At 39.3% G+C, this 11,361-nt stretch carries 12 protein-coding genes; 5 read left to right on the top strand and 7 right to left on the bottom strand.

All coding sequences use genetic code 11. The annotated features are described in order from the left end of the window. Window position 1: 1 nt before the first annotated feature. From K6969_RS06975 to K6969_RS06965, 3 genes are read right to left on the bottom strand one after another with little or no spacing between them, the layout of a single operon-like run. Window positions 2-781 carry a DUF4097 family beta strand repeat-containing protein gene (locus K6969_RS06975; protein ID WP_253911783.1) on the bottom strand — a complete coding sequence of 260 codons (780 nt, stop codon included), beginning with the start codon at window positions 779-781 and terminating at the stop codon, window positions 2-4. After that, window positions 778-1,113 carry a DUF1700 domain-containing protein gene (locus tag K6969_RS06970; protein ID WP_253911784.1) on the bottom strand — a complete coding sequence of 112 codons (336 nt, stop codon included), beginning with the start codon at window positions 1,111-1,113 and terminating at the stop codon, window positions 778-780. Before K6969_RS06970 ends, K6969_RS06975 begins: the two co-directional genes overlap by 4 nt. Then, a complete protein-coding gene (locus K6969_RS06965) occupies window positions 1,110-1,427 on the bottom strand; it encodes a PadR family transcriptional regulator (protein WP_105130243.1) in 318 nt (105 codons plus the stop codon). Before K6969_RS06965 ends, K6969_RS06970 begins: the two co-directional genes overlap by 4 nt. Window positions 1,428-1,557: 130 nt before the next feature. Here K6969_RS06965 and K6969_RS06960 point away from each other — a divergent pair, with 130 nt between their 5' ends. Beyond that, complete coding sequence (locus K6969_RS06960) at window positions 1,558-2,472, top strand: AEC family transporter (protein WP_171942483.1); 915 nt, start codon at window positions 1,558-1,560, stop codon at window positions 2,470-2,472. A gap of 35 nt (window positions 2,473-2,507) precedes the next feature. On the opposite strand, the gene K6969_RS06955 is transcribed toward K6969_RS06960, so the two are convergent. The 3 genes from K6969_RS06955 to K6969_RS06945 form a co-directional block, all read right to left on the bottom strand. Beyond that, on the bottom strand, window positions 2,508-2,906 hold the full coding sequence (locus tag K6969_RS06955) for a DUF5684 domain-containing protein (RefSeq protein ID WP_002940890.1): 399 nt from the start codon (window positions 2,904-2,906) through the stop codon (window positions 2,508-2,510). 126 nt (window positions 2,907-3,032) lie between these two features. Continuing rightward, window positions 3,033-4,253 carry a peptidase T gene (gene pepT, locus K6969_RS06950; RefSeq protein WP_029943191.1) on the bottom strand — a complete coding sequence of 407 codons (1,221 nt, stop codon included), beginning with the start codon at window positions 4,251-4,253 and terminating at the stop codon, window positions 3,033-3,035. 9 nt (window positions 4,254-4,262) lie between these two features. Then, a complete protein-coding gene (locus K6969_RS06945) occupies window positions 4,263-5,078 on the bottom strand; it encodes a Cof-type HAD-IIB family hydrolase (RefSeq protein ID WP_029173374.1) in 816 nt (271 codons plus the stop codon). 193 nt (window positions 5,079-5,271) lie between these two features. Between K6969_RS06945 and K6969_RS06940 the strand changes: the two genes are divergently transcribed. The 4 genes from K6969_RS06940 to K6969_RS06925 are packed head-to-tail and all read left to right on the top strand — an operon-like array spanning window position 5,272 to window position 9,741. Beyond that, window positions 5,272-5,742, top strand: coding sequence for an ATPase (locus K6969_RS06940; RefSeq protein ID WP_171942484.1), 471 nt, complete (start codon window positions 5,272-5,274; stop codon window positions 5,740-5,742). Between the two features lie 17 nt (window positions 5,743-5,759). Beyond that, window positions 5,760-6,017, top strand: coding sequence for a hypothetical protein (locus tag K6969_RS06935; protein WP_171942485.1), 258 nt, complete (start codon window positions 5,760-5,762; stop codon window positions 6,015-6,017). Between the two features lie 6 nt (window positions 6,018-6,023). Continuing rightward, complete coding sequence (locus K6969_RS06930; RefSeq protein WP_029943189.1) at window positions 6,024-7,283, top strand: DUF2130 domain-containing protein; 1,260 nt, start codon at window positions 6,024-6,026, stop codon at window positions 7,281-7,283. Window positions 7,284-7,308: 25 nt separating this feature from the next. Next, complete coding sequence (locus tag K6969_RS06925; protein WP_321537346.1) at window positions 7,309-9,741, top strand: DEAD/DEAH box helicase; 2,433 nt, start codon at window positions 7,309-7,311, stop codon at window positions 9,739-9,741. Between the two features lie 373 nt (window positions 9,742-10,114). On the opposite strand, the gene K6969_RS06920 is transcribed toward K6969_RS06925, so the two are convergent. Beyond that, on the bottom strand, window positions 10,115-11,236 hold the full coding sequence (locus tag K6969_RS06920; RefSeq protein ID WP_321537345.1) for an IS110 family transposase: 1,122 nt from the start codon (window positions 11,234-11,236) through the stop codon (window positions 10,115-10,117). Window positions 11,237-11,361 lie beyond the last annotated feature (125 nt).

The following is an 11,361-nucleotide window of genomic DNA, read 5'->3' as shown; positions in this document are numbered from 1 at the left end:
TTTATCCAATAGTAAGCTGGCAATCTTGACAATGAATAACCAACTGAGCAGGGCTATTTTCTTGCCTATAGCTGAGATGAGTGATGTCATCCTCTTTCATCATTGTAAACGCCTTATCCTTTGGAAGTTTAAGGCTAGAATCTTCCTCCCAGATGTCCAAACTGATGTCCGTACTCGGTTTATAGGTTAAGACAGAATCTTCAGCCTGACAGTTAAGGCTCTTTTCAAGGACAAAATCCTTCAACTTCCAGACACAGTCTTCTAATGTTATCCTTGCATCTGAAAGGCTCATGCTTGAGAGAGTGATAACAGCATCGCTGGCTTCCAATTTTAACTCGCTCAGCTGTCCATCTGAGATAGTTAGTGTAGCGTCTTCTAACCGTAGAGCAGAGCTTTGGCAGCTCACTTTCGTCATGCTGATACTGCTATCTTCTGCATTGATGACTAGCTGTTCGCATACTTGCGTGTCCACTATTGTCAGACTACTATCTGTCGTTTTCAGATTGAGACTAGTAAGGGGCAGGAGTCTTTTTGGGATTTTGAGAATAGCAGAGCTGGCTTGATTGTTTGAGAAGTAGAGGTGATTAGGGGAAGGCTTGCTTGTTAGGTACAAACTATCCTGAACCAGTTGATAGTCAAAAGCCTGATAGCTGCCATCTTCTGAAACAGGATTGTGCAATAAGACAGCTTCTCCGTCGTAACTTTGAACACTAAGAGCCTGATCTTCGAGAGAAATCTGTAGATTTAAAAACTCAGGTAATGCTTCGATTTTCGACGTCAATTTAATTCTTTCCCTAGCTTGATAGGCTGAATGTTTAAAATTGTTGAAAAATTCTCCCAGTCAAATTGAAAATCAAAATCAAAGTTGAAATCAAATGGTTTAGATGAATGTGGACTTGCTTGGTCTTTCTCGGTGATTAGGGCATCTTCAGGTAGATTGGCAATGATTTCTTTTGCTGCTTCATCAGGTGTTCCTAGCTCTATAATAGCTTCCTCGTCGTTATCCTTTTCGTCAAAGTATTCATTGAAGTACTCTAAAGCCTCCTGTCTGGCACTTGGATGAAGTTGAAATAATGCTTGTTCCAGTTGGTTCAAATAATCAGCGCGTGTCATTTTCGTAAGCTCCCTTCTATAATTCCGTCAATATGGTCTTTGTAGCTATTCCATTCACCCTGCAGGAAGGGGAGGTGTTCTCGACCATTCGAAGTAATGGTATAGTATTTCCGCTTTCTCCCTTGAAATTCTTGGGTGTAGGTGATGACATAGCCAGCCTTTTCCAATTTTTTCAAAATAGGGTAGAGTGTGGATTCCTTTATATCAGCAACTATCTTGATGGTTTGACTGATTTCATAGCCATAGGAATCCTGCTTTTCCACGATGGCTAATACCAGAAATTCTATCAAGATAGAGGATACGGGGTAGTACATAAACTCACCTCTTTATCTTTATGTAATTATTTTATATATAAATTATATACCTATTGTTTAGTAAAATCAAGCGATTATATAAAATTTTTATATATCATCAAAATTCTTTTCTATATGCTATACTAGTTTCATGAATGAACTTGAATTATTAGCCCGTGCTCTCGGTTTTATCTTTGTTATCGGTTTAGGTTATACATTAAAAGTCAAAGGGATTGTTCGAAGGGAAGATGCAAGAATCTTTTCTAGCTTAGTGATGAATATTACGCTACCAGCTTCTCTCCTTGTAGCTTCAGCGACAGCCCAAGTATCTATAGATTTATACGTTCCCTTCATATTAGGGATTCTTTGTAATCTTTTTTTGGATATGGTGGGATACTGGGAAGCGAAGAAGTCTGGTCAACAGACTTCCGTCGGTCTTATGCAGTTATCAGGCTATAATATCGGAACCTTTACACTCCCATTTGTGCAAGCTTTTTTTCCGCTATCTAGTCTACTAAGCGTCATCGTATTTGATGCGGGGAATGCAATCATGGTTCTAGGTGGGAATTACAGTATCGCAGCTGGTGTGGATGAAGAGCAGGAAAGAATGACCGTTGCAACTTTTATAAAGAATCTTTCACGCTCAGTTCCACTAGTAGTCTATCTAGTTAGCCTATCGTTAGCAGTCTGCTCTATCAAACTTCCACGCGAACTTATCTCTGCGCTGACGATAGCTAGTAATGCTAATCCTTTTTTAGCCATGCTCATGTTGGGAATCTTGCTTGATTTAAAATTGAATTGGCAAGAAATTAGTCGATTGGTCTATCTTCTCTCTTTGAGGCTGGGTGCGAATATTCTAATAGCAGGAGTCATTTATTTTCTTCTACCTATTGATAAAACGATGAAAATCATGTTGCTGGTCTGTCTAGTCTCTCCGATTTCAGTCATGTCCCCAATTTATGCATTAAAGTTAGGTAGTAGCTCAGCTGAACCTGCCAATGTTAACTCCTTATCTATTTTGGTCAGCCTAGTCATGATGGTTCTTCTTATTTTTCTATTCGTTTAAAAAAGCCTCCGCGTGTGCGGGGGCTTGATTGTATATTAATCAATAAAGAATTCTTGTGGACCTTGGTAACGACTTCCATCATTAAAGGCGATGTAGAGGTTAAAGATAGGTGTAAGAAGAACATAGAAGATAGCTTGTACAGCTGATAAACCGAAGCTACGACCAAAATTGTAAACGAGATAGATGCCATATAATGGTCCTGCTAGTGGAATCAGTAAGAATAGAATGAACCATCTTTTTTCATAGCCAAAGGCGATGCATTGTTGGATATAGAGATTGTAGATTGGAATCAATGATTTCCAACCAGCATAGCCAGCTTTTTTGAAGAGGATGTAGTTGGAAATAGCAACAAGAATATACCAAATAAATGAAAATAGTAGTGTTGTACCCCAAATGCCAATGAGAATTCCCTGTGCTAATGTTTCTTCTGTCATAATAAAACTCCATTTCTTTTTTATAGTTCTATTATATCAGTATTAGTTCAATAATACAACATAAAATTGCATTTTTTAAAATTTTTTCAGAAAAAAACGACTTTCTATTGAAAGCCGTTTGAAATTTTATTTGTAAGCGACGATTCCAAGGATGACATCAACAGCTTTTTCCATGGTTTCCAAGCTGACGAACTCGAAGCGACCGTGCATGTTTTCGCCACCTGCGAAGATATTTGGCGTTGGAATGCCCATGAAGGAAATCTTGGAGCCGTCTGTTCCTCCGCGAACAGGCTCAATCAGTGGCTTGATACCTAGATTTTCCATGACGTCCTTAGCAATCTTGATTGGAGTCATATCTTTTTCGATGATTTTCTTCATGTTGTAGTACTGGTCATGTAGGTTGACAATGACACGTGGAGTGTCAAAATTGGCATTCATCTTTTCAGCGATGTCCAGCATGAGCTGTTTGCGGGCTTGGAAATCTTCTTCCTCGAAGTCGCGGATGATGTAGGTGGTAGAAGCAGTATCAACGCTTCCCTCCATGTTCATCAAATGGAAGAAACCTTCATAGCCTTCGGTTTTTTCAGGGCGGTCTGCCTCTGGAAGGGCATTGTGGAAATCAATAGCCATCTGGAAGGCGTTGATCATCTGGTCCTTAGCAGATCCTGGGTGGACATTGCGTCCTAGGAAATCAATCTTGGCACCTGCTGCTGAGAAGGTTTCGTACTGGAGTTCGCCCAGCGGTCCACCGTCCATAGTGTAGGCGAAGTCCACATCGAAGTCTTCGACATCAAACTTGTCTGCTCCGACACCGATTTCTTCGTCAGGACCAAAGCCGACACGGATTTCACAGTGTTTGATGTCGGGGTTTTGGACTAGGAATTCAATAGCTGTCATGATTTCTGCAATTCCTGACTTGTCATCAGAGCCCAGCAAGGTAGTACCGTCTGTGGTAATCAGGGTTTGACCATGGTAGTTGGCAAGTTGTGGGAAGTCTTTTGGATGCAATTCGTAGCCAGAAGTTCCCAAAGCGATTGGGTTGCCGTCGTAGTTTTCGATGATTTGCGGATTGACACCTTCAGCGTTGAAATCAGCCGTATCCATGTGGGCGATAAAACCAATCTTGCGTGTCAAACTCGGGTCGTTGGCAGGGAGTGTTCCCACAGCAAAACCGTTTGGTAGGTAGTGGACATTCTGTAAGCCGATGCGTTTCATTTCAGGCAGAAGGATATTCTGTGCAAATTCGACTTGGTTTTGGGTAGAAGGTGTAGTTGTCGAATTTTCATCTGAGCGAGTGTTTTCTTTGACATAGACTAAAAAGCGGTCTAAGAGTGTTGGGTATTTCATAGCATCTCCTTATTTGTTCAAAATATGTTTTTCAATGGCTTTGGCAACGCCGTTGTTTTCATTGGTGTCTGTGATGTCCTGGGCGATAGCCTTGACCTGCTCGTTGGCATTTCCCATGGCAATACCAAGTCCAGCAAATTCAATCATTTCCAGGTCGTTGTTGGCATCTCCCATAGCCATGATTTCTTCTGGGAGGATACCGAGGCGGTCTGCCAGTTTTTTCAAACCAGTTGCCTTGCTTGCACCGTTTGGTAAAATTTCCAACAGATAGTCCTGTGAACGAACGGTGGAATAGCCTTGGCTGAGTATAGGATTGTGTTGATTTTCAAAGGCATCGATATGCTCTTTTTCACCGACGAACATGGCTTCAAAGAAGCGATGCTGACCTGACTGGGCTTCTTTTAAATCAATTGGTTGAGGAGTCATTCCTACTAAACCTGCGTCTAAATTAACGCGTGCATTGGCTTTTTCTGCAAGAACGAAGTAGTCTTCCTCATCAAAGAGAGAAATTTGCACATCATCATTTTCAATAAAAGTGGAAAGATAATCAATATCAGAGATAGATAGTTCTTCCCAGTCAATCAGGCTCCAATCCTTTGTCGAATGGGTTGAACAGCCGTTATTGACAATGATAAATTCTTCCTCGGTGTCAAAGCCGAGTTGCTCTACGAAAGGTTTAACACCAGCCAAGGGCCGACCAGTACAAAGAACAATCTTGACGCCCGCTTCAACAGCCTGATGAATGGCATCAATCTGTGGCTGCATCAGCTCTTTTTTCTCGTTTAAAAGGGTTCCGTCCATATCAAGAGCGATTAGTTTAATCATATAAACCTCCTTGTTTTCAATACATCTAGTATAGCACAAAATGAGAGAGGACGGATTGAAATGCTAGAAGAAATACGGTATAAAAATTGAGAATGGGCTGCTTACTGATGGTCAAAAATTATAAATATATATGGAACATCGGTTATAGACTGGTGTTTTTTGGTATAATAGAAGTATAGAATAGGAGTATGATATGAAGATTAGTGTGAAGAAAGAGGCGGGGCACTACCTGCTAAGCATTTGCTATTCTGTGTCGGCTAGTTTGGTGGAGGCATGGAATTTGTTGGCAAAGAATAGTGGCTTTGTTCGCTGGTTTCCGCAGTTGAGGGTTGAGGGTGACAAGTTGATATTTGAAATGGAAGACTTCCGTGAAACCATGGATTTACTGGAATATCGAAAAAATGAAAAAATTGCCTACACGTGGGATTCAGCAATAGTTTCATTTACACTGTCTCAGCTAGAAAATCAGACCTTGATTACTTTTGAAGAACGAATTCCAGAAGATTTTGGTAATGAATTTGCGAATGCTCAAAAAGACATGACAGGATGGTTGGTGCAAAATGAATGTATCAAAAAATTCTTAGAAAGTCAGGAGCCGCCTGTGCGTCAACCCTTGCAGGAAAAGTGGAAGACTTTTCTGGAGCTTGAATTAGAAGGTCTGTGATCTGAAAGGAGGTTGTTATGAAAAAGTGGTGGGAACAACTGAAAGAAGAATATTATGAAACACGGTTTGATTCTAATGAAGATTGGATGGAATGGTTTATCAAACGGAAGATGACCTGGGGCTGGAGATGGCCGACTGCCATAACGATTTTTGTCCTTTGGGCTCTATCACTTCTAGATGCTAGAAATGCGGTTCGTTTCTTTTATTTTTTATTGGCGCTGGGAGTAGCTACGGTTTTACATAAATTAATATCTTATTTGAAAAGAAGAAAGTGAGAGAATATGCATCAAATTACTTGCCCCCATTGTGGGACGGCCTTTCAGGTCAATGAAACAGAATATAGTCAGCTTTTAGCCCAGGTACGTGGTGCGGAGTTTGACAAGGAAATCCATGAACGATTGGAGCGGGAACGGGAATTATTAAGCCAGAAGGCTGAAAATGATTTGCAGGCTAGATTGAGTGATAAGGATAAGGAGATTCTGGAACTGACCGCAAAACTTGATAAATTTGCTAGTCAGACGGAACTGGAAATCAGCTCTGCTATTTCCCAAAAAGACCAAGAAATCCAAGAGCTTAAGGCTCAGCTGGGGCAAATCGGTCTCGCCAAGGACTTGGAGTTGCAGCAGGCGGTAGCTCAGGTGGAAAAAGAGCGGGATGCGGCACAAAATGCTTTGGTTTTGCAGGAACAAAAGCAAGAGTTAGCCCTGGCGACCACTCGTCAGGAGTACGAAGTACGGCTCAAGGCGGCGGATGAGCAGGTGGAATTTTACAAAAATTTCAAGGCCCAGCAGTCTACTAAGGCAATTGGAGAGAGCTTGGAGCAATTTGCTGAGGCGGAGTTTAACAAGGTTCGTTCCTATGCTTTTCCACGTGCCAAATTTGCGAAGGACAACGAAGTATCAGCGTCCGGTTCAAAAGGAGATTTCATCTTCCGTGATTTTGACGAGTCGGGCTTGGAATTTATTTCCATCATGTTCGAAATGAAAAACGAGGCAGATACGACCAAGACCAAGCATAAAAACGCTGATTTCTTTAAGGAGTTGGATAAGGACCGTCGGGAGAAAAAGTGCGAATATGCTGTATTAGTCAGCATGCTAGAGGCGGACAATGACTATTACAATACAGGGATTGTGGATGTTAGTCATGAATATGAGAAGATGTATGTTATTCGACCACAGTTCTTTATCCAATTAATCGGAATTTTACGAAATGCTGCGCTCAATAGTCTGCAATATCAGCAGGAGTTAGCCTTGGTTAAGGAGCAGAATATTGATATTACTCATTTTGAAGAAGATTTGGAAATTTTCAAGAATGCTTTTGCCAAAAACTATCAATCGGCCAGCAACAATTTCCAAAAAGCTATTGATGAAATCGACAAGGCAATCAAGCGGATGGAGGCTGTCAAGGCAGCCCTGACTACCAGCGAAAACCAGCTTCGCCTAGCCAATAATAAGCTAGACGATGTCTCCGTCAAAAAACTAACCCGCAATAACCCAACCATGAAAGCCAAGTTTGAGGCGTTGAGGGAGGAGGAATATTAAGATTGAAAGTGAGAGTGGAGATATAGTGAAAGATAGAAAAATAATTTTGATTGATGGAGAGGACAAGTCAGAAAATATCGAGTCGCTTCAATCGATTCGTTACAAAGGGAAGCTCTACTTTGAAATTTATTTTAAAAATAATGTCCAACCTTATCGCTACAATGTGCAGAGAGTTGAGGTGCTGAAGTTTTCCAAACAGTTGAATCCTTCAGAGATAGGAGTTTATAGAAGGCAAGATGGGGTTTTATTAAATAATATTGAGTCAATGTTTGAATTCAATGGAACGCACTCACGGGCTTATATCATCCGCTACAAAAATGGCACTGGAAAATTATATATGGGGAGAGACCTAGAAATACGGCAAAATGAGTTGACACATTCGAATAGTCGTCATGTTTTTAGTTATTTGACGGAACTATCTAAGCTGAATCCTCTGAGAAACTCTGGGACTGATCAATTGCTCTTGTTAAAAAGGTATGAGGAATTGGATTACGTAGACAAAACAGTTGCTTTAGCGAGCTATCTAAGTCCCAGTAAGAAGAATAACTTGCCGTTTCATGGGGAATTGATTTTCCCTTTTGGTTGTAATAATAGTCAATATAAAGCAACAAAAAATGCCTTAATAAATCAATTTAGTGTCATTCAAGGACCTCCTGGGACTGGTAAGACACAAACGATTCTGAATATTATAGCTAATATAGTGATACGGAATAAGACGGTTCTAATTGTTTCTAATAATAATGCAGCCATTGATAATATTTACGAAAAACTAAAGAACTATGGTCTTGACTTTCCCGTGGCTTATCTTGGAAGTGAAAAAAATAAAAATAATTTTATTCTCAATCAGCATAGTATGTACCCTGATTTTTCTTCTTGGAGATTAAAAGATAATGGAATGGAAAGCCTTGATAAGGAATTAAATGAAAAGATTCGTAGGCTTCCTCGTATTTTTGAAATTCAGGAAGAACTGGCCAATCTGAGACAAGAACTTTCAGAATTAGAAACGGAATTTCGCCATTTCAAAGATTTTTTTGAGCACATAGATATATCGCCTATAGAATTAAACCTTTATTCTTCTAAGAAGTTATTTAAGCTTTGGAATGAATTTGAGGAATTCTATAAAAAGAATAAAAGGTTTGGTTTAATTTTTAAGATAAAAAACTTTTTATTATATGGTGTTAAAAACTGGGAACTTTATAAACAAGAATTGTCTGATTTGACAATACAATTTCAGAACCTATTTTACCAGCATAAACAAACAGAAATAAGGACTAAATTAGAAACTCTTCAAGAAGAATTGGTTCACTTAAATGGTACGGAAGTTTTAAACAATTTGATCAGTGATTCATTAAAGATTTTCAAAGATTTTCTAGTTAGTAAGTATGGGAATGAAAGAAATAGAGTACAGTTTACAAAGGAAGATTTAAGGGAACAATCGAAACGAGTTCTTCTAGAATATCCTATTGTTCTTAGTACAACATTTTCATCAACAACAAGTTTAGGAAAGAATATTACCTATGATTATTTAATCATAGATGAAGCCTCACAAGTGGATATTACAACTGGGGCACTAGCATTATCCTGTGCTAAAAATGTTGTAGTTGTTGGAGATAGTAAACAGCTACCGCATATTGTCACAAAAGATGTCAAAGAAAGTAGTGCTCAGCTTTTCCATAAATACGGTGTTCATAGTGGTTATGAATACACAAACAGTTTTCTTCAATCGGTACTAAAAGTGATTCCGAATATTCCAGAAACGCTATTACGAGAGCATTATAGATGTCATCCCAAAATTATCAATTTCTGCAATCAAAAGTTTTATAATGGTGACTTAGTGATTATGACAGGTGATAATGGGGAAAAAGATGTTCTTCAGGCTATTAGAACACCTAAGGGAAATCACGCTCGAGATCACTATAGTCAGAGAGAGATTGATATAATTCTGAAAGATGTTATTCCAAATTATGAAATCTATCGGGAGCGGACAGGAGTTGTCACGCCTTATCGAAAGCAGAAAGAGAAGTTGCAAGAGCAAATTGATGATTTGGAAAGCAATACAGTCCATAAGTTTCAGGGAAAAGAAAAAGATACGATAATCATCTCCACGGTTGATAACAGCATAACACGTTTTACGGATGATCCGTACTTACTAAATGTGGCGATATCAAGAGCTAAAAATAAATTATTTCTTGTCATGACTGGGAATGAGCAATCGTTAGATAAAAATATTAGTGATTTATTGGGATATATACAATATAATAATTTTGAAGTAAGAGAGAGCCCTATATATTCCATCTTCGATTACTTATACAAACAGTATGAGCAAGAAAAGGAGGAATATTTTAGAAAACGAAAACGGATATCGCGATATGATTCTGAGAATTTAATGTATCATCGAATTAGGGAAGTGTTTATGAGCGATGAAAAATATAATAGTTTAGATGTTATACATGACTGATATGTAAAGCCCTTTGTCAAGTAAAAACAATCGAACTGATTAAAAAATGAAAAGTATCTAGAAAGAGCCTAGTTCTTAGCTTCGGGCATTGGCCACTCTGATATTCGTGGATTGGTTACCTACAGGTCAATGGTTCTGCCGCGAGTCCTACTCTCTATAAGCGTGGATCACAATTGTGCCACTTAGTCGTTTCGTAGATGACTCAAACCTTGAAGTCCTAAACTCCTTCAAGATACTTTCCATTCAAACATGATTTCAATCCTTATTTCTGTCCAAATTCACCCAGTGATTTTGGATAGAAATAGGGATTCCTCATCGCTCTGCGATGATAAAACTTAATGGTCAAAAGTGTACATGAAAACAAGCGCTAACTTCAAGCTATTCTTCCTGTCATCATCCCCCAAATAAAACCAGACAATTCTCGTGCAATAGCTGTTTTAGCAACATTTTGTTTCTTATTTTTTCCTAGAACAAGTGTGCGATAACGTCTTCTTAAGCGTTCATTAGCCTTATCCGCATAAGCAATCACCTCCACTCGGTTTCCACTTTGTCTCCTTTTCAATTCTTTGGATTTATACCCAATCGTCCCCTTAGCCAATGATTGTGCAGCTTCTATCAGAAGTCGTCTCACATGGCTATTCCCAGCTTTGGTGATAGCACCTCTTCTCTCCTTGTCGCCGCTAGAATTTTCGCTAGGAGTTAGCCCAAGATAAGAAGCAAAATGTTGAGCTGTCGCAAAGCGATTAAAATCACCGATTTCTGTCACAATGGAAAGAGCAGTTAGTGTTTTAATGCCAATAAAGCAAGAAAGCCGTGAGACCTTCTCTTGATAACTGTCGCTTTGACCCAGTTGCTCAATTCGTGCATCATACCGTTCTATTTGATCTACTAATTTCTCATAGGTCAATAGATATTCTGTCAAAATCTCTGCGTAAAGTCCCTCAGGTTTTAGGGAACGGAGCCAGCGAACATGTTTCTGTGTCCAATTACTGCTTCCCTCGGTATAGCGAAAATCATGTCGGAGACAGAAGGCAAGAATTTGTTGTTTGATTTTCTTCAGAGCCACTTTGTGGTCTGTTCTCATACGGATATATTCTTTGACTTGTTCATCCTCAGCAGTAGGAATATGAACAGGCTGATAGCTACGAAAGGCCAGAGCTTTTGCGAGCTGAGCCGCATCTTTCTTATCAGTCTTAACACGCTTAGATCCTTCCTTCATTACCGTTGTAGGTGCCATCACGATACAGGGAATCCCGTGAGCTTGTAGCTGGTGATATAGGGTAAATCCGAGGCATCCAGCTTCGTAGCCACATAACACTTCTGCATCTTGACCATATAAACGACGAAGCTCATTCACATAGTTCACAATATAGCTAACATTTGGACTAACTTTAGTGCTATGTTTGAATTGATTGGTCATCATATCATAATAGCAGAGTGAAAAACTTTCTTTGTGAACATCCATTCCGATGAAAAGTGTGGTAAAATGAAACATATAAGACCTCCAATTGAGTGTGGTAATTCCTGTTAGAAGTTGATTGTTTTTTTATTCTAGTGTACAGGTAAATCCACGAATTCTCAACTGGGGGTCTTTACATATTGTCTATAAACTGCATAATC

The organism is Streptococcus suis (assembly GCF_019856455.1).
Taxonomy (GTDB): Bacteria; Bacillota; Bacilli; order Lactobacillales; family Streptococcaceae; genus Streptococcus; species Streptococcus suis_AE.
The sequence above is the reverse complement of the archived record's forward strand: the minus strand, read 5'-3'. Positions and strand labels throughout refer to the sequence as shown.

Excerpts from the sequence above, each read along its gene's own strand:
- K6969_RS06970 (WP_253911784.1), bottom strand. The coding sequence starts at position 1,113 with ATGACACGCGCTGATTATTTGAACCAACTGGAACAAGCATTATTTCAA.
- K6969_RS06965 (WP_105130243.1), bottom strand. The coding sequence starts at position 1,427 with ATGTACTACCCCGTATCCTCTATCTTGATAGAATTTCTGGTATTAGCC.
- K6969_RS06960 (WP_171942483.1), top strand. The coding sequence starts at position 1,558 with ATGAATGAACTTGAATTATTAGCCCGTGCTCTCGGTTTTATCTTTGTT.
- K6969_RS06955 (WP_002940890.1), bottom strand. The coding sequence starts at position 2,906 with ATGACAGAAGAAACATTAGCACAGGGAATTCTCATTGGCATTTGGGGT.
- pepT (WP_029943191.1), bottom strand. The coding sequence starts at position 4,253 with ATGAAATACCCAACACTCTTAGACCGCTTTTTAGTCTATGTCAAAGAA.
- K6969_RS06945 (WP_029173374.1), bottom strand. The coding sequence starts at position 5,078 with ATGATTAAACTAATCGCTCTTGATATGGACGGAACCCTTTTAAACGAG.
- K6969_RS06940 (WP_171942484.1), top strand. The coding sequence starts at position 5,272 with ATGAAGATTAGTGTGAAGAAAGAGGCGGGGCACTACCTGCTAAGCATT.
- K6969_RS06935 (WP_171942485.1), top strand. The coding sequence starts at position 5,760 with ATGAAAAAGTGGTGGGAACAACTGAAAGAAGAATATTATGAAACACGG.
- K6969_RS06930 (WP_029943189.1), top strand. The coding sequence starts at position 6,024 with ATGCATCAAATTACTTGCCCCCATTGTGGGACGGCCTTTCAGGTCAAT.
- K6969_RS06920 (WP_321537345.1), bottom strand. The coding sequence starts at position 11,236 with ATGTTTCATTTTACCACACTTTTCATCGGAATGGATGTTCACAAAGAA.